This is a genomic window from Atlantibacter sp. MEI4A-1023 (assembly GCF_056155425.1).
Map to the genome: position 1 here is coordinate 601268 of NZ_CM149568.1, position 26601 is coordinate 627868.

The 26601-nt window shown below is 52.9% G+C and carries 23 protein-coding genes and 1 other annotated feature; of the genes, 18 read left to right on the forward strand and 5 right to left on the reverse strand.

Annotation, left to right across the window (positions count from 1 at the left end):
- The first annotated feature begins 1 nt into the window (after position 1).
- From creB to creD, 3 genes are all read left to right on the forward strand, one after another.
- Positions 2 to 691: a two-component system response regulator CreB gene (creB, locus tag ACVV26_RS02950; protein ID WP_474799889.1), complete on the forward strand. Its 690-nt coding sequence runs from the start codon at positions 2 to 4 to the stop codon at positions 689 to 691.
- Entirely contained in the window at positions 691 to 2118 is a 1428-nt protein-coding gene (gene creC / locus ACVV26_RS02955) for a two-component system sensor histidine kinase CreC (RefSeq protein ID WP_474799891.1), read from the forward strand. The genes creB and creC overlap by 1 nt, the downstream gene beginning before the upstream one ends.
- Before the next feature lie 77 nt (positions 2119 to 2195).
- Complete coding sequence (gene creD, locus ACVV26_RS02960) at positions 2196 to 3560, forward strand: cell envelope integrity protein CreD (RefSeq protein ID WP_474799893.1); 1365 nt, start codon at positions 2196 to 2198, stop codon at positions 3558 to 3560.
- A gap of 55 nt (positions 3561 to 3615) precedes the next feature.
- Here creD and arcA read toward each other — a convergent pair whose 3' ends face one another.
- Complete coding sequence (arcA, locus tag ACVV26_RS02965; RefSeq protein ID WP_002434287.1) at positions 3616 to 4332, reverse strand: two-component system response regulator ArcA; 717 nt, start codon at positions 4330 to 4332, stop codon at positions 3616 to 3618.
- Positions 4333 to 4428: 96 nt separating this feature from the next.
- Here arcA and yjjY point away from each other — a divergent pair, with 96 nt between their 5' ends.
- The 6 genes from yjjY (at position 4429) to thrC (ending at position 10692) form a co-directional block, all read left to right on the forward strand.
- A complete protein-coding gene (gene yjjY / locus ACVV26_RS02970; protein ID WP_085949465.1) occupies positions 4429 to 4569 on the forward strand; it encodes a YjjY family protein in 141 nt (46 codons plus the stop codon).
- Positions 4570 to 4966: 397 nt separating this feature from the next.
- On the forward strand, positions 4967 to 5653 hold the full coding sequence (locus ACVV26_RS02975; RefSeq protein ID WP_474799895.1) for a tRNA/rRNA methyltransferase: 687 nt from the start codon (positions 4967 to 4969) through the stop codon (positions 5651 to 5653).
- Positions 5654 to 5859: 206 nt separating this feature from the next.
- A complete protein-coding gene (gene thrL, locus ACVV26_RS02980) occupies positions 5860 to 5928 on the forward strand; it encodes a thr operon leader peptide (protein WP_125293266.1) in 69 nt (22 codons plus the stop codon).
- Positions 5867 to 5984 (forward strand) — a sequence feature (Thr leader region). It overlaps the preceding gene by 62 nt.
- Positions 5985 to 6008: 24 nt before the next feature.
- Positions 6009 to 8471, forward strand: a complete 2463-nt coding sequence (gene thrA / locus ACVV26_RS02985) for a bifunctional aspartate kinase/homoserine dehydrogenase I (protein WP_474799897.1) — start codon at positions 6009 to 6011, stop codon at positions 8469 to 8471.
- Position 8472: 1 nt separating this feature from the next.
- Positions 8473 to 9402 carry a homoserine kinase gene (gene thrB / locus ACVV26_RS02990; protein ID WP_312982828.1) on the forward strand — a complete coding sequence of 310 codons (930 nt, stop codon included), beginning with the start codon at positions 8473 to 8475 and terminating at the stop codon, positions 9400 to 9402.
- Between the two features lie 3 nt (positions 9403 to 9405).
- The gene (gene thrC, locus ACVV26_RS02995; protein WP_474799898.1) at positions 9406 to 10692 is read left to right on the forward strand and encodes a threonine synthase; all 1287 of its coding nucleotides are present in this window, start codon (positions 9406 to 9408) and stop codon (positions 10690 to 10692) included.
- A 53-nt stretch (positions 10693 to 10745) separates the two neighbouring features.
- Here thrC and yaaA read toward each other — a convergent pair whose 3' ends face one another.
- On the reverse strand, positions 10746 to 11519 hold the full coding sequence (gene yaaA / locus ACVV26_RS03000; protein WP_474799900.1) for a peroxide stress protein YaaA: 774 nt from the start codon (positions 11517 to 11519) through the stop codon (positions 10746 to 10748).
- Positions 11520 to 11597: 78 nt separating this feature from the next.
- Positions 11598 to 13031 carry an alanine/glycine:cation symporter family protein gene (locus tag ACVV26_RS03005; protein WP_474799902.1) on the reverse strand — a complete coding sequence of 478 codons (1434 nt, stop codon included), beginning with the start codon at positions 13029 to 13031 and terminating at the stop codon, positions 11598 to 11600.
- 203 nt (positions 13032 to 13234) lie between these two features.
- On the opposite strand from ACVV26_RS03005, the gene tal reads away from it, so the two are divergent.
- The 6 genes from tal to ACVV26_RS03035 all read left to right on the forward strand — a co-directional run bounded on the left by tal (position 13235) and on the right by ACVV26_RS03035 (position 20043).
- Complete coding sequence (gene tal / locus ACVV26_RS03010; protein WP_474799903.1) at positions 13235 to 14188, forward strand: transaldolase; 954 nt, start codon at positions 13235 to 13237, stop codon at positions 14186 to 14188.
- A 123-nt stretch (positions 14189 to 14311) separates the two neighbouring features.
- Positions 14312 to 14899 (forward strand): molybdopterin adenylyltransferase, encoded by a 588-nt coding sequence (gene mog, locus ACVV26_RS03015; protein WP_474799904.1) that lies wholly within the window; start codon positions 14312 to 14314, stop codon positions 14897 to 14899.
- 126 nt (positions 14900 to 15025) lie between these two features.
- Entirely contained in the window at positions 15026 to 16330 is a 1305-nt protein-coding gene (locus ACVV26_RS03020; protein ID WP_474799906.1) for an MFS transporter, read from the forward strand.
- A gap of 230 nt (positions 16331 to 16560) precedes the next feature.
- Positions 16561 to 17316, forward strand: coding sequence for an outer membrane protein OmpK (locus ACVV26_RS03025; RefSeq protein WP_474801703.1), 756 nt, complete (start codon positions 16561 to 16563; stop codon positions 17314 to 17316).
- Positions 17317 to 17333: 17 nt separating this feature from the next.
- Positions 17334 to 18842 carry a sulfatase family protein gene (locus ACVV26_RS03030; protein ID WP_474799908.1) on the forward strand — a complete coding sequence of 503 codons (1509 nt, stop codon included), beginning with the start codon at positions 17334 to 17336 and terminating at the stop codon, positions 18840 to 18842.
- A gap of 55 nt (positions 18843 to 18897) precedes the next feature.
- Positions 18898 to 20043, forward strand: coding sequence for an anaerobic sulfatase maturase (locus ACVV26_RS03035; protein ID WP_474799910.1), 1146 nt, complete (start codon positions 18898 to 18900; stop codon positions 20041 to 20043).
- Between the two features lie 70 nt (positions 20044 to 20113).
- On the opposite strand, the gene satP is transcribed toward ACVV26_RS03035, so the two are convergent.
- Positions 20114 to 20680, reverse strand: coding sequence for an acetate uptake transporter (satP, locus tag ACVV26_RS03040; RefSeq protein WP_161659350.1), 567 nt, complete (start codon positions 20678 to 20680; stop codon positions 20114 to 20116).
- A 291-nt stretch (positions 20681 to 20971) separates the two neighbouring features.
- Here satP and dnaK point away from each other — a divergent pair, with 291 nt between their 5' ends.
- Complete coding sequence (gene dnaK, locus ACVV26_RS03045) at positions 20972 to 22888, forward strand: molecular chaperone DnaK (protein WP_125293112.1); 1917 nt, start codon at positions 20972 to 20974, stop codon at positions 22886 to 22888.
- A gap of 149 nt (positions 22889 to 23037) precedes the next feature.
- Complete coding sequence (gene dnaJ / locus ACVV26_RS03050) at positions 23038 to 24171, forward strand: molecular chaperone DnaJ (RefSeq protein WP_312982819.1); 1134 nt, start codon at positions 23038 to 23040, stop codon at positions 24169 to 24171.
- Between the two features lie 52 nt (positions 24172 to 24223).
- On the opposite strand, the gene ACVV26_RS03055 is transcribed toward dnaJ, so the two are convergent.
- Positions 24224 to 24661 (reverse strand): winged helix-turn-helix domain-containing protein, encoded by a 438-nt coding sequence (locus ACVV26_RS03055; RefSeq protein WP_474799912.1) that lies wholly within the window; start codon positions 24659 to 24661, stop codon positions 24224 to 24226.
- Between the two features lie 188 nt (positions 24662 to 24849).
- On the opposite strand from ACVV26_RS03055, the gene ACVV26_RS03060 reads away from it, so the two are divergent.
- Positions 24850 to 26565: an aryl-sulfate sulfotransferase gene (locus ACVV26_RS03060; protein ID WP_474799914.1), complete on the forward strand. Its 1716-nt coding sequence runs from the start codon at positions 24850 to 24852 to the stop codon at positions 26563 to 26565.
- Positions 26566 to 26601 lie beyond the last annotated feature (36 nt).

Below are 26601 nucleotides of genomic sequence, written 5' to 3' on the forward strand. Positions count from 1 at the left end.
GATGACCCCCTCCCTGATCTGGCTGGTGGAAGACGAAATCAGCATCAGCGAAACGCTGGGTTATGTGTTGCAGCAGGAAGGGTTCCGCGTGCGGACTTTCGAGCGCGCCCTGCCAGCGCTGGCCGCGTTTCATGCCGAACCGCCGGATTTGGCCATTCTGGATGTCGGGTTGCCGGATATCAGCGGGTTTGAATTGTGCCGCCAGCTACTCGCGAAAAACCCGGCGTTACCCGTGCTATTTTTAACGGCCCGCAGCGATGAAGTCGATAAACTGCTGGGGCTGGAAATGGGCGCAGACGACTATGTGGCGAAGCCTTTTTCGCCGCGCGAAGTTTGCGCGCGCGTGCGCACTATTTTGCGCCGTGTGAACCGCGTAAAAGAACCTGAAAGCGTGCTGAAAATCGGTTCTTTTGAGCTGAATACCCTTGCGGCATCCGTGGTCTGGTGCGGCGTACCGTTGAAACTCACCCGCTACGAATACCTGCTGATGAAAATGCTGCTGGAGGCGCCGGGACGCGTGTTCTCGCGCCAGCAACTGATGGATCACGTCTGGCAGGATGCCCAGGAAAGCTTCGATCGCACCGTCGATACGCATATCAAAACCCTGCGGGCCAAATTACGCGAGATCAATCCGGCGTTATCACCCATTAACACCCATCGGGGTTTAGGCTACAGCCTGGTGGTGTGTTAATGCGCCTCGGAATGCGCTTGCTGCTGGGCTATTTTTTGATTGTCGCCGTGGCGGCATGGTTCGTGATTTCTATCTTTGGCGAAGAGATCAAACCCGGCGTGCGCCGCGCCACCGAAGGCATGCTCAACGACTCCGCTACTCTGTTAGCCGAGATCGCCCGTGATGATCTGCTCTCCGGCCAGCCTGAGCAGGGGGAACTGGCGCGCGCATTCGCCCGGCTGAATCGCCATCCGCTCAGGGCGAACATCTCCGGCATCATTAAAGAAAAAAATGAGTACCGCGTTTATCTCACGGACGCCACAGGAAAGGTGGTTTATGACTCATCGGGCCAGGCGCTGGGGCAGGATTATTCACGCTGGAACGATGTCTGGCTGACGCTGCGCGGGAAGTATGGCGCGCGCAGTTCTCCACGCGATCCCAACGATCCAGAAAGTTCGGTGATGTATGTGGCGGCACCCGTCAGAAATAATGACAAGATTATCGGCGTTCTGTCGGTAGGGAAACCGAACAGCGCTCTGGAACCGGTGATCCGCCGCAGTCAACGGCGGATCCTGATTGCCGGCGCGGCATTGCTGGGGATCGCATTATTAATCGGCCTGGGCGTGGCGCTGTGGATCAATCGCTCTATCAGTAAACTGGTGTGCTACGCCGACGCTGTCACCCAGGATCGGCCTTTGCCGTTGCCTAATCCCGGCAGCAGCGAATTGCGCAAGCTGGCCCACGCGCTGGAAAATATGCGCGTTCGCCTGGAAGGTAAAAATTATATTGAGCAGTACGTTCACGCGTTAACCCATGAGCTGAAAAGCCCGCTTGCGGCCATTCGCGGCGCGGCGGAGATCCTGCGTGAAGCGCCGCCGCCGGACGTCATCACCCGGTTTAGCGACAACATCCTTCAGCAAAATCTTCGGATGCAGCAGTTGATCGAAAAGCTGCTCCAACAGGCTAAACTGGAAAATAAACTGGAAATCCAGCGTACGCCGATTGAAGTCGCCTCGCTGTTTGAGATGCTGATGGAAAACCATGCCCCGCAGGCGGCCACACGCGGCATCAGATTGCAGGCAGACGATGGCAGCGCGAGGGGCCTTGTAGTTGCGGGTGACAGGGAACTGCTTGCGCAGGCGTTAAGCAGCCTGATTGATAACGCGATAGATTTTACCCCGCCAGGCGGTACGGTGGAGGTGCGGGCAGCCCAACAGAATGAGGAATGCCTGTTAACCGTCACGGATACCGGCAGCGGTATTCCTGATTTCGCCCTGACGCGAGTATTCGAACGTTTTTATTCTTTGCCGCGTAGCCACGGCATGAAAAGCAGTGGCCTGGGGCTGGCGTTTGTCCAGGAGGTGACCCGGCTTCATTTGGGTAACGTTACGCTTCGCAACAGGCCAGAAGGTGGTGTGGAAGCCTGCATTCATTTGCCGGTGGCCTGACTTCACCTGAACTTCACATAACTTCATTTAGCCCCCATTTTCACTGCGTACAGTGCCCTCAATTCACAGGAGGGCTTATGCTGAAATCACCGTTATTAATCAAAATTGGGGTTCTGATCGGCAGCGTTATTTTATTGCTGCTGCCGCTATCGATGCTGAAAGGCTTAATTAACGAACGTTCGCAATATCGCGACGATGTCAAAAATTCTCTCGAGCAAAGCACCAGTGGCCCGCAAAAACTGCTGGGTCCGCTCATTGCGCTACCCATTACGGAAATGATCTCGGTGCAGGAAGGAGGCAAAGAGGTCACGAAGCCGTCGAGTTTTATTCATTATTATTTGCCCTATGATCTGGTGATTGATGGAAATCAGCAAATCGAGACGCGCCATATCGGCATTTATGATGGACAAGTTTGGTCTACGGCCATGAAAGTCCGTGCCGTTTTTAATACCGGAAAATTTAATGAATGGCGCAAGCCCGGTTTTGAAATCGGTAAGCCATTTATTGTGCTTGCCGTTGGTGATTCACGCGGTATCGGGAAAGTCGGAAAGGTGACCATTAACGATAACGCGCTCCCCGAGATTGAACCGGGTACAGGGCTGGCTTCCCTGAAGCAGGGGGTACACGTAAATATTCCCGATAGCCTTTATCAGGATGACCAACTCAATCTGGCATTTTCCATGGAATTAACCGGGACAGGTTCTTTTTCCGTCGTGCCGCTGGGCCGAATGAGCCAGTTATCGCTCACCAGTGACTGGCCGCACCCAGGATTCCTTGGCGACTTCCTGCCGCGGGAACGTGAAGTCAGCGCCAGTGGTTTTAAAGCGTTATGGAGGAGCACCTGGTTTGCTAACAACATCAACACCACGTTTGAAGAGGGTGGGGATTTATACCGTGAAATTAATGGATTGCCCGCCTTTAGCGTGACGCTGGAAACCCCAGCCGATCAGTATCAGCTTATCGACCGGGCGGTAAAATATGCGGTGCTGCTGATTGCCATGACATTTATGGCGTTCTTTATCTTTGAAACCTTAACGGCAACCATGATGCACCCGATGCAGTATCTGTTGGTTGGGATGTCACTGGTGATGTTCTATCTGGTGTTGCTGGCGCTGTCTGAACACATTGGATTTAATCTGGCGTGGCTAAGCGCCAGTCTCGTTTGTGCTCTGATAAACGGTTTTTATCTACAGGCCGTCATGAAAGGGTGGAAGCGAAGCCTGGCCTTCAGCGCAGGGCTGTTAACACTGGATGCGGTGTTGTGGCAATTGCTACGTTCGCAGGAAAGCGCCCTGCTGTTGGGGACGGCGGTATTGCTGGTAGTCCTGACAACAGTGATGTTCCTGACGCGTCATATCGACTGGTACGCGTTATCAAAGCGCACGCCGCGATTAAAACCGCAGGTAGCAGAAGGGGACGAGCGGGAAAGATTGTGGAAGTAAAGTAAAGCAAAAAGGGCGGAATTTCCGCCCTTTTTATCTGTCGCTGCTGGCCGGGTTATTCCTGCAGATCGCCGCAGAAACGGTAACCTTCGCCGTGGATGGTGGCGATGATTTCCGGGGTATCCGGGGTTGATTCGAAATGCTTACGAATGCGGCGGATAGTGACGTCGACAGTACGATCGTGCGGTTTAAGCTCACGACCCGTCATTTTCTTCAGCAGTTCTGCGCGGGACTGAATCTTGCCCGGATTTTCACAGAAGTGCAGCATGGCGCGGAATTCGCTACGCGGCAGCTTATACTGTTCACCGTTTGGGCTCACCAGCGAACGGCTGTTGATGTCCAGCTCCCAACCGTTGAACTTATAGCTTTCAACATTGCGACGCTCTTCGCTGATGGTGCCAAGATTCATGGTACGCGACAGCAGATTACGTGCGCGAATGGTGAGTTCACGCGGGTTGAATGGCTTAGTGATATAGTCGTCCGCGCCGATTTCGAGGCCGAGAATTTTATCGACTTCGTTATCGCGGCCAGTCAGGAACATCAGCGCCACATTGGCTTGCTCACGCAGCTCGCGCGCCAGCAACAGGCCGTTTTTGCCCGGCAGGTTGATGTCCATGATCACCAGGTTGATGTCATTGTCAGAGAGGATCTGATGCATCTCAGCGCCATCGGTGGCTTCAGACACATCGTAGCCTTCTGCTTCGAAAATGCTTTTTAACGTGTTGCGTGTTACCAACTCGTCTTCAACAATAAGAATGTGCGGGGTCTGCATGTTTGCTACCTAAAATTGCCAACTAAATCGAAACAGGAAGTACAAAAGTCCCTGACCTGCCTGGTACATGCTGAAAATTAACATGCCCGGCGTAACATGACTAAAGTACGTAATTGCGTTCTTGATGCACTTTCCATCAACGTCAACAACATCATTAGCTTGGTCGTGGGTACTTTCCCTCTGGACCCGACGGTGTCAAAAACGGCTGCCATCCTAACCATTTTAACAGCAACATAACAGGCTAAGAGAACGGCGACACCTAATAAAACTACGCTTCGTTGACATATATCAAATTCAATTGTAGCACGATAACAATTTCTTGAAATCATCGTCGCTGAATACTCGGGATAATCACAATTTTGCAAACTATCCGATAGTTTCATGCGTTAACTAATTAATAGACTGAATCCAATTTTAAGGCAATATCTTAATAAAATTTATTCATGCTAAACAGAATGATATCATACTTTTATTAACATATTGCCTGAAGCTTTTATAGATGAAAACTTAAATAAGCCTGATAAAAGGCTGTGTTCAAATACTGCGCTTTTTGTTATCGCAATGTAAATTCTCGCCGCGTAATATGTTGAGCTCTATCACGTTTTTTTGTCATTTATTGGCATGAGAGAACTGAATGTTATTTCCAATAATTTTGGTATCACCCGTCAGACCAGAAAATGTCGGTGCCGCTGCGCGGGCAATGAAAACGATGGGTTTTAATGAGTTGCGCATTGTTGCCAGCGACGCCCACTTACAACCTGCTGCACGGTGGGTCGCCCATGGCGCGGGCGATATTATTGATAATGTTAAATTTTACCCGACACTTGCCGATGCGGTTGCCGACGTTGACTTTGTCGTTGCGACCACCGCACGCAGCCGGGCGAAGTTTCATTATTACGCCACGCCGGAGCAACTGGTGCCGTTATTGCAAGAAAAGCAACAATGGATGAGCCGAATTGCGCTGGTATTTGGCCGGGAAGATTCCGGTCTGACGAATGATGAATTATCACTGGCAGATATTTTAACGGGCGTGCCTATGGTTGCGGATTACCCTTCACTGAACCTGGGGCAGGCAGTCATGGTGTATTGCTATCAATTAGCATCATTAATGCAAACGAAGCGGGAAGAGAGCGAACCGGTGCCGGGACAGCAACTTGACGCGTTGCGCCGTCGCGTTAGCGTTTTGCTTGAAAAACTCGACGTTCAGGATGACAACAAAATGTCTGACTGGCTGACTCAGCGTTTAGGGCTTCTTGAACAGCGCGATACCGCCATGTTGCACCGTTTACTGCACGATATCGAAAAAAAACTCGCAGAGTAAAACTCTGCATTTTAAGCAATCCATGGTGATAAGATTGGGGTTATTCGCCGTTAACTCGTCGTATCCGATATTTTATGACCCAGCGGCAGAACGGTGAGTGATGGTTGCGAAAGGTGACTAAATGAGAAATTCATTGACTTGGCGCAACAGATACTTTAACCAATAGGGTACAGCAACAGAAATTAGATATAGAGCACACAACATCCATGACTCGCATCAGCCTGAACACCATTATTACAACCACCACCATTACCACAGGTAACGGGGCGGGCTGACGCGTACAGGAAAAACTGAAAAAAGCCCGCACCTGAACAGTGCGGGCTTTTTTTTCGACCAGAAATCAAGGGGTAATACCATGCGAGTGTTGAAATTTGGCGGTACATCAGTGGCGAATGCGCAACGTTTTCTGCGCGTAGCCGACATTCTGGAAAGTAATGCCAGACAGGGGCAGGTGGCGACGGTTCTCTCTGCCCCGGCGAAAATTACTAACCATCTGGTGGCAATGATTGAAAAAACCATCGGGGGTCAGGATGCGCTGCCGAATATCAGCGATGCCGAAAAAATCTTTGCCGATCTGCTTAACGGCCTGGCCGCTGAGCAACCCGGTTTCCCTCTGGCGCAACTCAAGGCTCTGGTCGACCAAGAATTTGCCCAGATTAATCATATCCTGCACGGCATCAGCCTTCTTGGGCAGTGCCCGGACAGCATCAATGCGGCGCTGATTTGCCGTGGTGAAAAATTGTCGATTGCCATTATGGCGGGCCTGCTTGAGGCGCGCGGCCATAAGGTCAGCGTTATCGACCCGGTTGAAAAACTGCTGGCGGTGGGCCATTACCTCGAATCGACAGTGGATATCGCTGAATCCACCCGTCGTATCGCCGCCAGCCGTATTCCCGCCGATCATATGATCCTGATGGCCGGTTTTACTGCCGGGAATGAGAAGGGCGAGCTGGTGGTGCTGGGCCGTAACGGTTCTGACTATTCCGCCGCCGTGCTGGCCGCCTGTTTGCGCGCCGACTGTTGTGAGATCTGGACTGACGTCGACGGCGTATATACCTGCGACCCGCGCCAGGTGCCGGACGCCAGGCTACTGAAATCGATGTCGTATCAGGAAGCCATGGAGCTTTCCTATTTCGGCGCAAAAGTTCTCCACCCCCGCACTATCGCCCCTATCGCCCAGTTCCAAATCCCCTGTCTGATTAAAAATACCGGCAACCCGCAAGCGCCAGGCACCCTGATTGGCGCCAGCAGTGATGAAGACGGCCTGCCGGTGAAGGGCATCAGTAACCTGAATAATATGGCGATGTTCAGCGTCTCCGGTCCGGGGATGAAAGGCATGATCGGCATGGCGGCGCGCGTGTTTGCGGCGATGTCCCGCGCAGGTATTTCAGTGGTGCTGATCACCCAGTCCTCATCTGAATACAGCATCAGCTTCTGCGTGCCGCAGGCCGACAGCGTGCGGGCGCAGCGGGCGATGCAGGATGAGTTTTATCTGGAGCTGAAAGAAGGATTGCTGGAGCCGCTGGCGGTAATGGAGCGTCTGGCGATTATCTCCGTTGTCGGCGACGGTATGCGCACCCTGCGCGGTATCTCCGCCAAGTTCTTCGCGGCGCTGGCGCGCGCCAATATCAACATCGTGGCGATTGCCCAGGGCTCGTCTGAACGCTCCATTTCGGTGGTAGTCAGCAATGATGATGTCACAACCGGCGTTCGCGTCACTCATCAGATGCTGTTCAACACCGATCAGGTGATCGAAGTGTTTGTGATTGGCGTCGGCGGGGTCGGCGGGGCGCTGCTGGAGCAGCTTAAGCGCCAGCAGGCGTGGCTAAAGCAGAAGCATATCGATTTACGGGTGTGCGGCGTTGCCAACTCAAAAGCGCTGCTGACCAACGTTCATGGTCTGGATCTGGAAAACTGGCGCGATGCACTGGGCCAGGCATCGGAGCCGTTCAATCTTGGCCGCCTGATCCGCCTGGTGAAAGAGTATCACCTGCTCAACCCGGTGATCGTTGACTGTACCTCTAACCAGGCGGTGGCCGATCAGTACGCGGATTTCCTGAGCGAAGGTTTCCACGTGGTCACCCCGAATAAGAAAGCCAATACCTCCTCGATGGATTACTACCATCAGTTGCGTCAGGCGGCGGCGAAATCACGCCGTAAATTCCTCTACGACACTAACGTCGGCGCGGGCCTTCCGGTTATCGAAAACCTCCAGAACCTGCTGAACGCCGGTGACGAGCTGCAACGCTTCTCCGGCATTTTATCCGGCTCGCTGTCGTTTATTTTCGGCAAGCTGGACGAGGGGATGAAACTCTCCGAAGCCACCAACACAGCGCGTGAAATGGGCTATACCGAGCCGGATCCGCGCGACGATCTCAGCGGCATGGACGTGGCGCGTAAATTGTTGATTCTGGCACGTGAGACCGGGCGCAGCCTGGAACTTTCAGATATTGTCGTTGAACCGGTACTCCCGGCGAGTTTTGATGCGGAAGGCGACGTCGCCAGCTTTATGGCTCGCCTGAACCAACTGGATGATGACTTTTCTTCCCGGGTGGCGCAGGCGCGTGATGAAGGCAAAGTGCTGCGCTATGTTGGCCTTATCGAAGACGATGGCACCTGCCGCGTGAAAATTGCCGCCGTAGACGGCAACGATCCGCTGTATAAAGTTAAAAACGGCGAAAACGCCCTGGCGTTCTATAGCCACTATTATCAGCCGCTGCCTCTGGTACTTCGGGGTTACGGTGCGGGTAACGATGTGACTGCCGCAGGCGTGTTTGCCGATTTGCTGCGTACCCTGTCATGGAAGTTAGGAGTTTAAAATGGTCAAAGTATATGCCCCAGCCTCCATTGGGAATGTCAGCGTGGGGTTTGATGTATTAGGCGCGGCGGTGACGCCCGCCAGCGGCGAGTTGTTGGGCGATTGCGTCACGGTTGAGGCGGCGGAGCAGTTTTCTCTGACCAATCGCGGGCAATTCGTCAGCAAATTACCCAGCGAGCCGCGTGAAAACATCGTTTATCAATGCTGGGAGCGTTTTTGCCAGGAGATTGGCAAAACCGTGCCGGTGGCGATGACCCTGGAAAAAAATATGCCGATCGGCTCCGGTCTGGGCTCTAGCGCCTGTTCCGTGGTGGCGGGCCTGATGGCGATGAATGAATTTTGCGGCAAGCCGCTTAACGACACGCGCTTGCTGGCGCTGATGGGCGAGCTGGAAGGGCGCATCTCCGGCAGTATCCATTACGACAACGTCGCGCCCTGCTTTTTAGGCGGGTTGCAGTTGATGCTGGAAGAGAACGGCATTATCAGCCAGCAGGTGCCAGGCTTTGATGAGTGGCTGTGGGTCATGGCCTATCCGGGTATTAAGGTTTCCACCGCCGAAGCGCGGGCGATTTTACCGGCGCAGTATCGCCGCCAGGATTGCATCGCTCACGGGCGTTACCTGGCGGGCTTTATTCACGCCTGCCACACCCGCCAGCCGCTGCTGGCGGCGAAGCTGATGCGCGATGTGATTGCCGAACCGTATCGCACCAAACTGCTGCCGGGCTTTAGCCAGGCGCGTCAAGCCGCTGCCGATATCGGGGCGCTGGCCTGCGGGATTTCCGGCTCCGGCCCGACCCTGTTTGCGGTGTGCGATAACCCGGAAACGGCGCAGCGCATGGCGGACTGGCTGCAACAACACTACCTGCAAAATCAGGAAGGCTTTGTACATATTTGCCGTCTGGACACGGCTGGCGCACGAGTACTGGGATAACGCATGAAACTTTATAATCTGAAAGATCACAACGAACAGGTCAGCTTTGCGCAGGCCGTTACGCAAGGACTTGGCAAAAACCAGGGGCTGTTTTTCCCGCACGATTTACCGGAATTCAGCCTCACTGAAATCGACGAGATGCTGAAGCTGGATTTCGTCTCGCGCAGCGCAAAAATCCTCGCGGCGTTTATTGGCGATGAAATCCCGCAACAGATCCTCCAAAACCGCGTGCGCGAAGCGTTTGCCTTCCCGGCACCGGTGAAAAGCGTGGAGCCGGATATCGGTTGCCTGGAGTTGTTCCACGGCCCGACGCTGGCATTTAAAGATTTTGGCGGCCGTTTTATGGCCCAGATGCTGACCCACATCAGCGGTGACAAGCCGGTGACCATTTTAACCGCCACCTCCGGCGACACCGGCGCAGCGGTAGCCCACGCGTTTTACGGCCTCAAAAATGTGCGCGTAGTGATCCTCTATCCGCAGGGCAAGATTTCCCCGCTCCAGGAAAAACTGTTCTGCACCCTGGGCGGCAACATTGAAACCGTGGCGATCGACGGCGATTTTGACGCCTGCCAGGCGCTGGTGAAACAGGCGTTCGACGATGAAGAACTGAAAGTGGCGCTGGGTCTGAATTCGGCGAATTCTATCAACATCAGCCGCCTGCTGGCACAGATTTGCTATTACTTCGAAGCCGTGGCGCAACTGCCGCAGGAAGCGCGTAACCAACTGGTGGTTTCCGTGCCCAGCGGCAACTTCGGCGATCTCACCGCCGGGTTGCTGGCAAAATCCCTCGGTCTGCCGGTGAAGCGCTTTATCGCTGCCACTAATGCCAACGACACCGTGCCGCGTTTCTTACAAAACGGCGAATGGCAGCCTAAGGCCACCGTGGCGACGCTGTCTAACGCGATGGACGTTTCTCAGCCGAACAACTGGCCGCGCGTGGAAGAGCTGTTCCGCCGTAAAGTGTGGCGTCTGAATGAACTCGGCCATGCGGCGGTGGACGATAACGTGACTCAGGAAACGATGCGTGAACTGAAAGCGGGCGGCTATGTGTCTGAACCGCATGCGGCGATTGCTTATCGCGCGTTACGCGATCAACTGCGTCCGGGGGAATACGGGTTATTCCTCGGTACGGCGCATCCGGCTAAATTTAAAGAAAGCGTAGAGTCGATTCTGGGCGAGACGCTGGATCTGCCGAAAGAGCTGGCTGAGCGCGCCGACCTGCCGCTGTTGTCGCACTCGCTGCCGGCGGATTTCGCGGCGTTACGTCAGTTGATGATGACCAAAGCCTGATAAGCCTTTAACCCAATGGCCCGGTCTGCGAAAGCGCCGGGCCTTTTTATTGCTTAGCGTTCAGGACGCTTAAATACCAGCTCGGTTTCGCTCGACATATCGCGATCCCAGGCATAGCCGTCTACGTCAAACTGGGTCAGCTGCTGGGGCAGGGTCAGGCGGTTTTCGATTACGTAGCGGCTCATTAATCCGCGCGCTTTCTTGGCGTAGAAACTGATTACCTTAAATTTGCCGTTTTTCTCATCGAGGAATACTGGCTTCACGATTTTCGCGTTCAGCTTCGCCGGACGCACCGCTTTAAAATACTCATCAGACGCCAGGTTAACCAAAACGTTGTCGCCCTGGGCGGCCAGCGCGTCGTTGAGCGTATGGGTAATGATGTCGCCCCAGAAGGTGTAAAGATCGCTGCCTTTGGTATTCTCCAGCTTAATACCCATTTCCAGCCGGTAAGGTTGCATCAGATCCAGCGGGCGCAACACGCCATACAACCCCGATAACACCCGCAAATGACGCTGGGCAAAATCGAAATCCGCCTCGCTGAAAGTGTCGGCCTGAAGCCCGGTATAGACATCCCCTTTAAACGCCAGGATCGCCTGGCGCGCATTATCAGGGGTAAAGTCAGGATGCCAGTCATGGAAACGGGTCGCGTTCAGGGAGGCGATTTTATCGCTCACGCCCATCAGCGCTTTGATCTGCGCTTCAGATAAATTGCGCGCTTCGCCAATCAGCTGTTGGGAGTATTCCAGCAACTCGGGTTGGGTATAGCGTTTCGTGGCCAGCGGGCTTTGATAGTCCAGCGTTTTAGCAGGTGAAATCAGTAACAGCATTGCTTTTCCTTACAGGCTTTTTGGTGACTGTAACAAATTTTGATGCAAAGGTGACCAATGGATGCAATCAGTTTGCGCTCACTCTCGCGGGATATTTTCCCACACATCCGGCGCAAGCTGGTGTTGGATATCAGGAAAGCGTGCCGGATCGAAATGCGGCTTCACCCCTAGCTTTCGCTGGCGTAGATAGTCCGCAGCGAGGGTTTTCACAACGGGCGACAGCAACAGAATGGCCGTCAGGTTGGTGATTGCCATCAGGGCCATAGAGATATCGGCCAGATGCCATACCAGTGTCAGGTTGACGACTGCGCCCAGCATCACCATCACTATTACGCTTATTCTCAGCAGCCAGATATTGCGCTGGGTATCGATACGCAAAAACACCAGATTATTTTCCGCATAGGCGTAGTTGGCGACAATAGAGGTAAACGCGAACAGCAACACGATAAGGCCTAGATAGCCGCTGGCCCAGTGCCCGGACAGGCTCACCAGTGCATGTTGGGTGAGTAAAATTCCCTCATCCGGCGTCAGGGGTTTTTCCGGTAGCCCGGCGATCAGGATAATCACCGCCGTGGCGCTGCAAATAATCACCGTATCGACAAACACGCCGATCATCTGCACGATGCCCTGCGCGGCAGGGTGGGGCGGCCATGACGAGGCCGCCGCCGCCGCGTTAGGCGTCGAACCCATGCCCGCTTCGTTAGAAAACATGCCGCGCTGAAAGCCGCTGGTCAGCGCCTGGCTGAAGGTATAGCCCATGACGCCGGACGCCGCTTCCTGCCAGCCAAATGCGCCAGTAAAGATCGCGTCGATCACGTCAGGCATTTTGTCGGCATGCAGAGCGATAATCACCAGCCCCGTCAGTACCCACACAATTGCCATTACGGGCACCAGCCATTGCGCCAGCCGGGCGATCCCGCGCATGCCCCGGACGCAGACCAGCAGGGTTAGCGCCGCCAGCACGCTGACCGTCAGCCATTTGGGAATTTGCCAGGCATGATCCAACGCAAAGGCCACAGAACTGGCCTGGACGGCATTAAACACCAGGCCAAACGACAGCAGCAGGAAAAGAGAAAACAGCACGCCCATCCAGCGCATGCCGAGCCCGCGCTCCATATACCAGGCCGGGCCGCCGCGAAACTGCCCGTTGCGGTCGCGGCCTTTATACAGTTGCGCAAGCGAGCATTCGGCAAACGAGGTCGCCATGCCAATCAGCGCCGTTACCCACATCCAGAACACCGCGCCGGGGCCGCCCATTGAGATCGCCAGCGCAACGCCCGCGATATTGCCGCTGCCAACGCGCGCCGCCAGGCTGGTGCACAGCGCCTGGAATGCCGTTAAACCGTCGGGTTGCGGGGTAAAACTCTTTCTTAATGCCCGGGGGAAATAGCGGATATAGCGGAACTGCACACATCCGCTGCGCAACGTGAACCAGATCCCTGCGCACAGCAGCAGATAGATGAGGATAGAGCCCCAAAGTATTTCGTTGATAAACGTCAGAAAATCCGGCATTCACATCCCTCTTGATCAACTCACCCGGTTTGCGCAACAGCACTGACCGCTATCCTTCGTGATACTTTGCAGGTTATCGAATTCCGTAGTTTATCACACTGTGCCCGCCTGAATTGCTGCGGTTGCGCTGTTCGGGCGTCGTGTTATCATCACCGCAGACCGATTACATCTCCCTAACACGCAGTTTTGAAGAGACCTCTATTATGACGGACAAATTGACCTCCCTTCGTCAGTTCACAACCGTAGTGGCTGATACCGGAGACATCGCGGCAATGAAGCTGTACCAGCCGCAGGATGCAACCACCAACCCTTCTTTAATTCTGAACGCCGCGCAAATTCCTGAATACCGCAAACTGATTGACGATGCGGTGACCTGGGCGCGTGCGCAAAGCGATTCCCGCGAGCAGCAGATTGTGGATGCGTCGGATAAGCTGGCCGTGAATATCGGCCTGGAAATCCTGAAGCTGATCCCGGGCCGCATCTCTACTGAAGTGGATGCACGTCTTTCTTACGATACCGAAGCGAGCATCGTAAAAGCCAAGCGTCTGATCAAGCTGTATAACGATGCCGGCATCAGCAACGATCGGATTCTGATCAAACTGGCTTCTACCTGGCAGGGTATCCGCGCCGCGGAGCAGCTGGAAAAAGAAGGCATCAACTGTAACCTGACGCTGCTGTTCTCCTTCGCCCAGGCGCGCGCCTGTGCTGAAGCGGGCGTGTTCCTGATTTCTCCGTTCGTGGGCCGTATCCTCGACTGGTACAAAGCCAACACCGATAAGAAAGAGTATGTTGGTGCTGAAGATCCGGGCGTGGTGTCAGTCACTGAAATTTACGAGTACTACAAACAGCACGGTTACGAAACCGTGGTGATGGGCGCAAGCTTCCGTAACGTGGGCGAAATTCTGGAACTGGCGGGCTGCGACCGTCTGACCATTGCGCCGGCACTGCTGAAAGAACTGGCGGAAAGCGAAGGCGCGGTTGAACGTAAACTGGCCTTTAGCGGTGAAGTGAAAGCGCGTCCTGAGCGTATCACTGAGTCTGAGTTCCTGTGGCAGCACAACCAGGATCCGATGGCGGTTGATAAACTGGCTGACGGCATCCGTAAGTTTGCGGTTGACCAGGAAAAACTGGAAAAAATGATCGGCGATCTGCTGTAATTTTTCCCGTGGCCGGGTTTAGCCCGGCCACACGCTCTGCGTCACGTAATCCCCGCTTCCCCTGTCTGCATTTCCCCACTCGGTGTATCATTCCGTCACTTTTGAATCATTTTCGGAATGGATATGGACACATTACGTATTGGCCTGGTTTCTGTTTCTGATCGCGCGTCCACCGGCGTTTATCAGGACAAAGGCATCCCCGCGCTTGAAGCATGGCTCGCGTCGGCACTCACTACCCCGTTCACCGTTGAAACGCGCCTCATCCCCGACGAACAGCCGGTTATCGAACAAACGCTCTGCGAGCTGGTGGATGAGATGGGTTGCCATTTAGTCCTGACCACCGGGGGCACCGGCCCCGCGCGCCGCGATGTGACCCCTGACGCGACACTGGCCGTCGCCGACCGTGAAATGCCCGGCTTTGGCGAGCAAATGCGCCAGATTAGCCTTAACTTTGTGCCGACGGCGATTTTGTCGCGCCAGGTTGGGGTGATCCGTAAACAGGCGCTGATCCTTAATCTTCCTGGCCAGCCAAAGTCGATTAAAGAAACGCTGGAAGGGCTGCGTGACGCGAGCGGTAAGGTCGCCGTCGCGGGTATTTTTGCCAGCGTTCCTTACTGCATCCAACTGCTTGATGGCCCCTATGTAGAGACATGTGCTGATGTGGTAGCTGCATTTCGTCCCAAGAGCGCAGTTCGCGAGATAAAACCCTAAAATCTCCGGTGGAGTGACATAACAGCGAAAGCAACTGGTGTAATGCAATTGATACGGTATAGTAATTGTTACTTTACAGTTATCGTATAACGCTATTACACCACCTCTGTTTACAAACGGTCTCTTATGTCACAACACAATCGTCCTCTGAATCGTCAGGATTATAAAACGCTGACTCTTGCCGCCCTCGGCGGCGCGCTGGAGTTTTACGACTTTATTATCTTCGTTTTCTTTGCTGCCGTGGTCGGCGAGCTGTTTTTCCCCACTGATATCCCCGAATGGCTGCGCCAGGTGCAGACCTTTGGCATCTTTGCGGCGGGCTATCTGGCGCGCCCGCTGGGCGGCATCATCATGGCGCATTTTGGCGATCTGGTTGGCCGTAAGAAAATGTTTACGCTGAGTATCCTGCTGATGGCGGTGCCGACGCTGGCGATGGGCTTATTGCCCACTTATGCCACCGCAGGCATTGCCGCGCCGCTATTGCTGTTGCTGATGCGTTTGTTACAGGGCGCGGCAATTGGCGGCGAAGTGCCCGGCGCATGGGTATTTGTGGCTGAACACGTCCCGGCTCGGCGTATCGGTATTGCCTGCGGAACGCTGACCGCGGGCCTGACGGTGGGGATCCTGCTCGGCTCGGTCGTCGCCACGCTGGTCAACACCAGCATGACCCCGCAAGCGGTACATGACTGGGGCTGGCGCGTGCCGTTCCTGCTTGGCGGTGCGTTTGGCCTGGTCGCCATGTATCTACGCCGCTGGTTGCAGGAGACGCCGATTTTCCTCGAAATGCAGCAGCGCAAAGCGCTGGCGCAAGAGCTACCGGTTAAGACCGTGGTAGTACGGCATAAAAAAGCGGTGGTGGTCTCAATGCTGCTGACCTGGCTGCTGTCTGCGGGCATCGTGGTGGTGATTTTGATGTCGCCGGTCTGGCTGCAAAAACAGTATGGCTTTGCGCCTGCGTTGACGCTTCAGGCGAACAGTATCGCCACCATCATGCTGTGCTTTGGTTGCCTGATCGCCGGGCTGGCGGTAGACCGTTTCGGAGCCAGCAAAACCTTTATCATCGGCAGCCTGCTGTTGGCATGTTCCAGCTGGTTTTTCTACCATCTGTCCGGTACGCACCCTGAGCAACTGTTCTTGCTGTATGGCACGGTAGGGCTGTGTGTGGGCGTGGTGGGCGCGGTGCCATACGTCATGGTGCGTTCCTTCCCGGCGGAAGTGCGCTTCACCGGCATTTCCTTTTCCTACAATGTCTCCTATGCCATCTTTGGCGGACTGACCCCCATTGCCGTAACGGTACTCATGGGGATTTCACCCATGGCACCAGCATGGTACGTATTAGCGCTTGCACTAATGGGATTGGGATTGGGCATCTGGCTGCGTCAGGGACATGGCCAGTATGATGCCCTGGCACAAGATGCCGTTGCCCGATAATACCGGTCGATCACTGCGAGCTATCTGCTTGCAGTGATTTTTTTGGTAATCTCCTTCTTATTATCAGTAAGTTACCCCTCCATTACCCCCAATTTTTGTCACTTTGCCTGCATGTGAAAATCCTCACAAATAATGTGTGAAAATTATCACGAATATTTTATTCCTCACTCCCTACCATGCACCCCGATGAAAGAGATGTTTTGCACGTAAAACTACAGGGAGTAACAACGATGAGAATAAAGTACCTTGGGGGGACAGCGCTCGTACTAACCGGTTTACTCGCCGGGCAGGCGCAGGCATTAGAATTAAAAACGTCATATGGCTCGATTAATGCGGGTTATGCTAACTGGAACACCGGTTTTGAAAATACTCACCGTGGCGAAGTCTGGAAGGCAACGGCAGATTTCGGCGCCATATTTGATAAAGGTGAGTTTTATTCTTTCTATGAAAGCAACGTATTAAATCACGCAGTTGAAGGCCGCAACCACGTACTTTCTGCACAAACTCACGTGCGTTTATTTGATTCTGATTTTAGCTTTATGGGCAAGCTGTATGGTCAGTTCGAAAATAAATGGGGTGATGAGCTGAATATGATGTACGGCTTCGGCTATTTGGGCTGGTCAGGCCCTCAGGGCTTCTTTAAACCCTATGTCGCACTACACAACCTCTCTTCTGACTACACCTCCAGAGAATACGGCCAGGCCAATGGTTTGAATGGCTATGTCGTCGGCTGGACGGCTGCCTGGTTTTTCGACCTGTGGGGCGAAAAGATGGTGCTCTCCAACTGGAATGAATTTGAACTCGACCGTAATGATGCTTATGCAGAACAACAGCACAGCAAAAACGGTATTAACGGCGGGTTAACGCTTACCTGGAAATTCTACCCTCATTTCAAAGCCAGTATGACGTACCGTTATTTCGATAACAAACTCGGCTATGAAAACTACGGCGATCAATTGATTTATATGCTCGGCTACGAATTTTAATAAATAAGGAACAGGCGATGAAAAAACATATTTTGGCCACGCTGGTCAGCGCCGCGTTTTGCGCGCCGGTCGTGATGCATTCCGCCATGGCAGCCACACCAGCATCAGGCGCTAATACACAACAACCGAACGTCGTCATTATTTTGGCGGATGACCTGGGCTATGGCGATCTGGGTGCTTACGGTCATCCGATTGTGAAAACGCCGAATATCGACAAGCTGGCGCAGGAAGGGGTGCGTTTTACTCAATATTACGCGCCAGCACCGCTGTGTTCGCCCTCGCGCGCCGGGTTGTTAACCGGACGTACGCCATTCCGTACCGGCATTCGTTCATGGATCCCGGTGACTAAAAATGTGGCGTTGGGCCGTAATGAAAAAACCATCGCGAATTACCTGAAGGATAAAGGGTACGACACGGCGATGATGGGGAAATGGCACCTGAATGCCGGGGCCGATCGCCACGACCAGCCGCAGGCTGAAGATGCAGGATTCCAGTACACCCTGGTCAATGCCGCCGGATTCGTGACCAGCGACCTCGATAAAGCCAAAGAGCGTCCGCGTTACGGGGTGGTCTATCCCAACGGTTTTTATCGTAATGGCAAAGCGCTGGGTACCGTTAATCAGATCAGCGGCGAGTTTGTCAGCCAGGAGGCCATTAACTGGTTAGATAATAAGAAAGATAATAAACCTTTCTTTATGTACGTGGCGTTTACCGAAGTTCATAGCCCACTGGCTTCGTCGAAAAAATATCTCGATATGTATAACGCGTACATGAGTGAGTATGAGAAACAGCATCAGGATCTGTTCTACGCCGACTGGGCAGATAAACCGTATCGCGGGCCGGGCGAATATTACGCCAATATTAGCTATATGGATGAGCAGGTCGGTAAAGTGCTGGCGAAAATTAAAGCGATGGGCCAGGAAGACAACACCATCGTGATTTTTACCAGTGACAACGGTCCGGTTACCCGCGAAGCCCGTAAATGGTATGAACTCAACCTGGCAGGTGAAACCGACGGATTGCGCGGCCGTAAAGATAATCTTTGGGATGGCGGTACACGCGTGCCAGCCATTGTGAAATACGGCAAAAATTTACCGGCGGGCACGGTATCTGATGTTCCGGTGAGCGGCCTGGATATTCTGCCAACCCTGGCTGAATTGACCCACTTTGATTTACCGAAAGATCGCGTCATTGACGGCGAATCCATTGTGCCGGTACTGGAAGGGAAAACCCTCACCCGCCAAAAACCCATTTTGACGGCCATCGATATGCCATTCCAGGACGATCCTACCGATATGTGGGCGCTGCGTGACGGTGACTGGAAGATGATTTTCGATCGCGACAGTAAGCCGAAGTATCTCTACAACATGAAACTGGATCGTGGAGAAACCATGAACCAGCTTGGCAAGCAGCCTGAGGTTGAAAAACGGCTGGTGTCTGCATTTGAAAATTATAAATACAGCGTTGAGCATGACGCACTGATGGAAGCGCGTGGCGAAAAACCCACGCCGGTAGACTGGAACTAAGGTAAAGGAAATGACGGCCCTGTCGGCACAGGGCCATTGTATAAAGGAAAGGATGATGAAAAGCTGTCATGTTATGGTCAAGCCCACCGGCGCATTATGTAATCTCGGATGCGATTACTGCTTCTATCTCGAAAAAGCCCGGCTTTACCCCCACCGTAACGCGCGTTGTATGGACGATGAAACGCTAAGCCAGCTTATCCAACAACATATTGCTGCCCAGGACACCGATGAGGTGATTTTTGCCTGGCAGGGCGGCGAGCCTACGCTCGCCGGCCTGGCTTTTTTTCAGCGCGCCGTTGCCCTGCAAAAGCAATTCGCCCAGGGCAAAACCCTGATTAATACCTTTCAGACCAATGGCGTGTTGCTGGACGATGCCTGGTGCCGTTTTTTTAGTCAACACCATTTTTTAATTGGCATCTCCGTGGACGGTGACGCCTTACTCCATGATGCTTTTCGCAAAACCAACGCCGGTAAACCGACCCATCAGCGCGTCGAGAATGCAGTAAAGTTACTGCAAAAGCACGGTGTGGCATTTAACACCCTGACGGTGATTAACGCGCTTAATAGCCAGCATCCACTGCGGGTATACGAATACCTGAAAAAGCTCGGCAGCCGGCATATGCAGTTTATTCCGCTGCTTGAAACCACTGATGAAGGTATTCATGAACGCAGCGTTAAGCCCCCAGACTTCGGCACGTTTTTAACCACGATTTTTGCGCAGTGGGTTCGCCAGGATATTGGGCTGATTGAGATTCCGCTTTTTGAACATGCGTTTGCGGTCAACTGTGGTATGCCTGCGCTAACCTGCGTGTTTGCACCCGCCTGTGGCAGCGCCTTTGCGCTGGAACTCAACGGTGATTTTTATCAATGTGACCATTTCGTGAGCCCGGAATACCTGCTGGGGAATCTTCATCAGCAGACAATCCAGCAAATGCGGGACAGCCAGGCGAATCATGCGTTTAGTCAGAAAAAACGGCCACAAGCGCCGGAGTGCGCCGTCTGCGACGTCAGGACTGCCTGTCATGGCGGCTGCCCGAAAGATCGTATTATGCTCTCATCGCGCGGTCTTCCTGAGCTAAATTACTTCTGCCCCAGCTATCGGGCGTTTTTTACCTATGTCGCACCTTACATGCGTACCATGAAGGCGTTATGGGAGCAGGGGTACGCGCCTTCAGATATTCGTCACTATCTCATCGAATGATGCCGTCGCTGGCGGTGGAATAAAAAAACGGCCGCCAGACGGCAGCCGTTAGGTGAAGATGCGCTGAATCTTAGTGCTGTTCGCCAATCGGCAGCACGGTGCGGCCATATTGCTCGTTGAGCACTTCGCCCATCGCCAGGTAAATCGCGCTTGCGCCGCAGATCAGGCCAATCCAACCCGCCACGTGAACGATGCTCTCGCTGTCTGCCAGGTGGCCAATAGCCAGCAGAGCAAACAGAACGGTCAGGCTCAGGAACACGAATTGCAGAACGCGTGCGCCTTTTAGCGTACCGAAGAACATGAACAGGGTGAAAATGCCCCAGATGCCTAAGTAAACACCCAGGAAGTGTCCGTTAGCCGCTTCTGCCAGGCCCATTTTTGGCATCAGCAGGATCGCGACCAGCGTCAGCCAGAAGGAACCGTAAGAGGTGAACGCGGTTAAACCGAAAGTATTCCCTTTCTTAAACTCCAGCAGGCCCGCGAAAATTTGCGCGATGCCGCCGTAGAAAATCCCCATTGCCAGAATAATGCCGTCCAGCGGGAAAAGACCGATATTGTGCAGGTTAAGCAGAATAGTGGTCATGCCGAAACCCATTAATCCCAGCGGAGCGGGGTTAGCCAACTTCGTGTTGCCCATAAATCCTCAAAAACATGTGAATGTAGAGATAGAAATTCCCGCCGCCAGAAAGTGTGATCCGTGTCGGGCGCGGCATAATAATCAGCCAATACTCCGCCGTCTATGATCTGCACAGGTAAAAGAAAAAAATTTTATTTGTTGCCCCTTGATGCGCAGCGATACGACCCCATCTTGTAGTCAACCGCAGTGAGTGGACGTGAAAAATAATGAAGGGGCAGTTGAAACTCACGGTTTCGCCCTTATTACAGGTTCACAACCACATAATGACGAATTTTTAGTGGAGACGTTTAGATGGGTAAAATTATTGGTATCGACCTGGGGACGACTAACTCTTGTGTCGCGATTATGGATGGTACAACCGCACGTGTTCTGGAGAACGCCGAGGGTGACCGCACCACGCCTTCTATCATTGCTTATACACAGGATGGCGAAACTCTGGTAGGTCAGCCGGCTAAACGTCAGGCAGTGACTAACCCGCAGAACACGCTGTTTGCGATTAAACGCCTGATCGGTCGCCGCTTCCAGGATGAAGAAGTGCAGCGTGATGAAGCCATCATGCCGTACAAAATCATCGCCGCCGATAACGGCGACGCCTGGCTTGACGTGAAAGGCCAGAAAATGGCACCGCCGCAGATCTCTGCTGAAGTGCTGAAGAAAATGAAGAAAACAGCTGAAGATTACCTGGGCGAACCGGTAACTGAAGCGGTTATCACTGTACCTGCGTACTTCAACGATGCTCAGCGTCAGGCAACCAAAGATGCTGGCCGTATCGCAGGTCTGGAAGTAAAACGTATCATCAACGAACCGACCGCTGCCGCGCTGGCTTACGGTCTGGATAAAGAAGTCGGCAACCGTACTATCGCGGTTTACGACCTCGGTGGTGGTACTTTCGATATCTCTATTATCGAAATTGACGACGTTGACGGCGAAAAAACCTTCGAAGTACTGGCGACCAACGGTGACACCCACCTGGGCGGCGAAGACTTCGACAGCCGTATGATCAACTACCTGGTGGAAGAGTTTAAGAAAGACCAGGGTATCGATCTGCGTAACGATCCGCTGGCGATGCAGCGTCTGAAAGAAGCGGCAGAAAAAGCCAAAATTGAGCTGTCTTCTGCTCAGCAGACCGACGTGAACCTGCCGTACATCACTGCAGACGCCACCGGTCCGAAACACATGAACATCAAAGTGACTCGCGCGAAACTGGAAAGCCTGGTAGAAGACCTGGTGAACCGTTCCATCGAGCCGCTGAAAGTGGCACTGCAGGATGCTGGCCTGTCCGTATCCGACGTGCAGGACGTGATCCTGGTCGGCGGTCAGACCCGTATGCCGATGGTGCAGAAAAAAGTTGCCGAGTTCTTTGGCAAAGAGCCGCGTAAAGACGTTAACCCGGACGAAGCTGTGGCTATCGGCGCAGCGGTTCAGGGCGGCGTGTTGACCGGTGACGTGAAAGACGTACTGCTGCTGGACGTTACCCCGCTGTCTCTGGGTATCGAAACCATGGGCGGCGTGATGACGGCGCTGATCAGCAAAAACACCACTATCCCGACCAAGCACAGCCAGGTGTTCTCTACTGCGGAAGATAACCAGTCTGCGGTAACCATCCATGTGCTGCAGGGTGAACGTAAGCGCGCCAGCGATAACAAATCTCTGGGCCAGTTCAACCTTGACGGGATTAACCCGGCACCGCGCGGCATGCCGCAGATCGAAGTGACCTTCGACATCGATGCGGACGGTATCCTGCACGTGTCTGCGAAAGACAAAAACAGCGGCCGCGAGCAGAAAATCACCATCAAGGCATCTTCTGGTCTGAACGAAGATGAAATCCAGAAAATGGTGCGCGAAGCGGAAGCGAATGCGGAATCTGACCGTAAGTTCGAAGAGCTGGTACAGACCCGCAACCAGGCAGACCACTTGGTGCACAGCACTCGCAAGCAGGTTGAAGAAGCAGGCGATCAACTGCCAGCTGACGATAAAACCGCTATCGAGTCTGCGCTGACCGCGCTGGAAACTGCGCTGAAAGGCGAAGATAAAGCAGATATCGAAGCCAAAATGCAGGCGCTGGCGCAGGTTTCCCAGAAGCTGATGGAAATCGCCCAGCAGCAACACGCGCAGCAGCAGGCTGGCGGTGCTGACGCTTCTGCGAACAACGCGAAAGATGATGATGTTGTCGACGCAGAGTTCGAAGAAGTTAAAGATAAAAAATAATCGCCCTTTGAACGGGTAAAACACTGATACGGGCGAAGAGGATCTCCTCTCCGCCCGTTTATTCTTGTATTCCCGGATGAATTTGCGTTGCGTAACGGTCAACGCGGGCGCGGCGTGAATGAAACAGGGAATAAGGGCAGATAAAAGAAATGGCGAAAAAAGACTATTACGAGATTTTAGGCGTCCCGAAAACCGCGGAAGAGCGTGAAATCAAAAAGGCTTATAAACGCCTGGCAATGAAATATCACCCGGACCGTAATCAGGGTGATAAAGACGCTGAAGACAAATTCAAAGAGATTAAAGAAGCCTATGAAATCCTGACCGATGCGCAAAAACGCGCGGCCTACGATCAGTACGGCCATGCGGCATTTGAGCAGGGCGGCATGGGCGGCGGCGGATTTGGCGGCGGCGGTGCGGATTTCAGCGACATCTTCGGCGATGTGTTCGGCGATATCTTCGGCGGCGGACGTGGCCGTCAGCGCGCGGCGCGCGGTGCAGATCTCCGTTACAACATGGAGTTGACGCTGGAAGAAGCGGTGCGTGGCGTCACTAAAGAGATCCGCATTCCGACTCTGGAAGAGTGCGACGTGTGCCACGGCAACGGTGCAAAACCGGGCACCCAGCCGCAGACCTGTCCGACCTGCCACGGCGCAGGCCAGGTACAGATGCGTCAGGGCTTCTTTGCGGTTCAGCAGACCTGTCCGCACTGTCAGGGCCGCGGTACGTTGATCAAAGATCCGTGCACCAAATGCCACGGTCATGGACGCGTTGAGAAATCGAAAACTCTGTCGGTTAAAATCCCGGCGGGCGTGGACACCGGCGACCGCATCCGCCTGGCAGGCGAGGGCGAAGCAGGCGAGCACGGCGCACCAGCAGGCGATTTGTACGTCCAGGTACAAGTGAAACAGCACCCGATCTTCGAACGTGAAGGCAACAACCTGTATTGCGAAGTGCCGATTAACTTCGCGATGGCAGCGCTGGGCGGCGAAATCGAAGTGCCGACGCTGGATGGCCGCGTTAAGCTGAAAGTGCCGCACGAAACCCAAACCGGTAAGCTGTTCCGCATGCGCGGCAAGGGTGTGAAATCGGTACGCGGCGGTGCCCAGGGCGACCTGTTATGCCGCGTAGTGGTAGAAACCCCGGTGGGTCTCAACGAGAAGCAGAAGCAGCTACTGAAAGATTTGCAGGAAAGTTTCGGTGGCCCGACGGGCGAAAAAAATAGCCCGCGTTCCAAAAGCTTTTTCGACGGCGTAAAAAAATTCTTTGACGATCTGACACGTTAATTAACTATCACATAGTTGAAAGCCTGAGGTGAATTAATCTCAGGCTTTTTTATTAATCAATATACAGAAAAAGTAATATCAGGAGACATAACAGCGCAAGTCCTGTTCGCTGAACGCGTCGCCGGGTTGCCCGTTGAGTTGTGCAGACGTCAGCAGCCGCAACCGTAATTATCACATCGGCGTTTATTTGTATTCCATGACGAGGAATAGTGATAAACAAATTATCTATTCCGAACGTTTTGAGATCTCTTCGAATCAAATATAACAATTGAGTTAAATTGGCTTCAGGAATGAATTCGCTTCTTTGGCCCCAAAGTTCATCCGCGATTTGTTTTCTACTCAATGTTCTGGCCTGTCTGTTCTTTAAAATAAAATCCATTAGCTTAGCGCGCATATGGGTTAATTTTATTCCTTGCTTACCGTCTTTCCTGTTTAAAACATGACGCTGGTCATCATAAATCAATTCGCGGTTAATAGAATATAAGGTCATGATATTATTCTCTTTATGCTCTGTGTGGTTCTGTCAGTTTACCTCCTTGATGTTGGGGTAAGGGTGTTTAATATAAATACATAAATAACAAATAATGATGCGTTTTTATTCGTGTCGTGGACCGGTTACACCTTATTTTGTTTACGCGGCTACGTAGCCGTATTACTTAAACAAGAGGGTGTCTCATTATGTCTGATAAATCCTTCTCAGCGGGTTATCCAGCTCCGCGTGAACCTGTAAATCAAAAAATCGATGTCGCTAATGCCCTTGTATTGGCACATAATACCCTTTATCAAAATATGCTTTCAGAAGTAAGAGAAAATAATAATTTCGGTCATGCCATCATCTGGTTAAATCCTTATGGCACCGCGCCGTTGAGCGCCAGCCTCGGATTATGGGCAGAAGCCGAACAAACGTTGACGATAAGTGTACAGGATAATGGCGGCGTCACGTCCGCAGCGACCTGGGCGCAGCAGTTACAACAGGGCGCTAATGTTATTCCTGTTTCAGGAATGGTTGCGGATACCCTGAACGTCATTACGCTCATGGTCGATGCGCAGGAGGTTGGAAAATATACCATTGCGACTGCTCCGTTGCCTTTGCCTGATTCTGCAGAAGTGAGCCTTGGCTTTCCGGTTATCAGTGTGACGCACGCTACGGATGATCTGGCGTCGGTCGGTGAAGGTTTTTATTTTACGACCCAATTTGATCGCTACAACTTGGCATTTGATCAGAACGGGATCGTGCGTTGGTATACCACAAAAGATATTCCTTCCTATAATTTCGTCAGAATGGATAACGGCCATTTTCTGGCAACGTCCCAGGGTATCAATCACTGCCTTAATATGTATGAGTTCGACATTGTTGGCCGCGTTTATACCTTCTATCTGCTGGATAATGAATTTCATCATTCAATACTCCCTCTGGACGATAATCGAGTGATCGCCCCGTCAGAATACAGTAATGGCCGGCCTGATGCATATTCAACCGGGAAAGATGGCATCTCCATAGTCGATTTGACAACGGGCCTTGAAGTGGCTTATTACGACATGTTAAAAGTCATGGACTATGCTCGCCCCGCCCGCCCTTCCGGCAGTGCGCCGGGGCAGGACGTCGAAATGGACGACTGGCTGCATATTAATCAATGCTACATCGATGAAACAAACAACCTTGTTATTGCATCGGGACGAAATCAGGGGGCGGTATTTGGGGTAGATGTTGATACGGGTGAGCTGCGATTTATTATGGCAAGCCACGAGGGGTGGGCATCTGAATTTGAAGATTATTTGCTTACCCCGGTTAATGAACAGAATGCACCCTTATATGATTTATCCACTCAGGAGGGCATTGACGACGCTAACCGTCAATTCTGGACCTGGGGTCAACATAACGTTGTTAAGATCCCTAATGATCAACCCGGTATCGTCGAGTTTTTAGTGTTTGATAACGGTAACTATCGTTCTCGTGATGACGCAAAAAGCCTGTTGCCGATTGATAATTTTAGCCGCGTTGTGCAGTTCAAAATTGACCTCAATGCTAAAACTGTATTCCGCCCGTATGAGTACGGTAAAACCGAGGTGGGTAACAGGGGGTATAGTAGCTATGTCAGTGCAAAACATCTTTTGAGCAACGGTAATCTGGTGATCCATTTTGGTGGATATACCGTTGATGAAAATTACCGTCCTATTACCTCAGAGCCCGGATATAGCGACATCATTGATCCCGATGAAGGTTCACAGGCGTTAGGCATTCTTCTTTTACAGGAAATTCATAAAGAAACGAAGGAATTGCTTTTCGAAGCAACGATTTCTTCCGGTTATTTTAAAAATGCCGAAGCAAACGGTGATAGCTACCGTTACGATCTGTCTGGCTTCAGGGTGTACAAATTGCCGTTGTTCGGATAAATAACAAAGACTATGCGATCTCCGGGGCGCATAGCC

Excerpts from the sequence above, each read along its gene's own strand:
- mog (WP_474799904.1), top strand. The coding sequence starts at position 14,312 with ATGGACACATTACGTATTGGCCTGGTTTCTGTTTCTGATCGCGCGTCC.
- satP (WP_161659350.1), bottom strand. The coding sequence starts at position 20,680 with ATGGGCAACACGAAGTTGGCTAACCCCGCTCCGCTGGGATTAATGGGT.
- yjjY (WP_085949465.1), top strand. The coding sequence starts at position 4,429 with ATGACTAAAGTACGTAATTGCGTTCTTGATGCACTTTCCATCAACGTC.
- dnaK (WP_125293112.1), top strand. The coding sequence starts at position 20,972 with ATGGGTAAAATTATTGGTATCGACCTGGGGACGACTAACTCTTGTGTC.
- ACVV26_RS03025 (WP_474801703.1), top strand. The coding sequence starts at position 16,561 with ATGAGAATAAAGTACCTTGGGGGGACAGCGCTCGTACTAACCGGTTTA.
- tal (WP_474799903.1), top strand. The coding sequence starts at position 13,235 with ATGACGGACAAATTGACCTCCCTTCGTCAGTTCACAACCGTAGTGGCT.
- thrC (WP_474799898.1), top strand. The coding sequence starts at position 9,406 with ATGAAACTTTATAATCTGAAAGATCACAACGAACAGGTCAGCTTTGCG.
- ACVV26_RS03060 (WP_474799914.1), top strand. The coding sequence starts at position 24,850 with ATGTCTGATAAATCCTTCTCAGCGGGTTATCCAGCTCCGCGTGAACCT.
- creC (WP_474799891.1), top strand. The coding sequence starts at position 691 with ATGCGCCTCGGAATGCGCTTGCTGCTGGGCTATTTTTTGATTGTCGCC.
- creD (WP_474799893.1), top strand. The coding sequence starts at position 2,196 with ATGCTGAAATCACCGTTATTAATCAAAATTGGGGTTCTGATCGGCAGC.
- ACVV26_RS03035 (WP_474799910.1), top strand. The coding sequence starts at position 18,898 with ATGAAAAGCTGTCATGTTATGGTCAAGCCCACCGGCGCATTATGTAAT.
- yaaA (WP_474799900.1), bottom strand. The coding sequence starts at position 11,519 with ATGCTGTTACTGATTTCACCTGCTAAAACGCTGGACTATCAAAGCCCG.
- dnaJ (WP_312982819.1), top strand. The coding sequence starts at position 23,038 with ATGGCGAAAAAAGACTATTACGAGATTTTAGGCGTCCCGAAAACCGCG.
- ACVV26_RS03020 (WP_474799906.1), top strand. The coding sequence starts at position 15,026 with ATGTCACAACACAATCGTCCTCTGAATCGTCAGGATTATAAAACGCTG.
- ACVV26_RS03055 (WP_474799912.1), bottom strand. The coding sequence starts at position 24,661 with ATGACCTTATATTCTATTAACCGCGAATTGATTTATGATGACCAGCGT.
- thrA (WP_474799897.1), top strand. The coding sequence starts at position 6,009 with ATGCGAGTGTTGAAATTTGGCGGTACATCAGTGGCGAATGCGCAACGT.
- thrB (WP_312982828.1), top strand. The coding sequence starts at position 8,473 with ATGGTCAAAGTATATGCCCCAGCCTCCATTGGGAATGTCAGCGTGGGG.
- ACVV26_RS02975 (WP_474799895.1), top strand. The coding sequence starts at position 4,967 with ATGTTATTTCCAATAATTTTGGTATCACCCGTCAGACCAGAAAATGTC.
- creB (WP_474799889.1), top strand. The coding sequence starts at position 2 with ATGACCCCCTCCCTGATCTGGCTGGTGGAAGACGAAATCAGCATCAGC.
- ACVV26_RS03030 (WP_474799908.1), top strand. The coding sequence starts at position 17,334 with ATGAAAAAACATATTTTGGCCACGCTGGTCAGCGCCGCGTTTTGCGCG.
- ACVV26_RS03005 (WP_474799902.1), bottom strand. The coding sequence starts at position 13,031 with ATGCCGGATTTTCTGACGTTTATCAACGAAATACTTTGGGGCTCTATC.
- arcA (WP_002434287.1), bottom strand. The coding sequence starts at position 4,332 with ATGCAGACCCCGCACATTCTTATTGTTGAAGACGAGTTGGTAACACGC.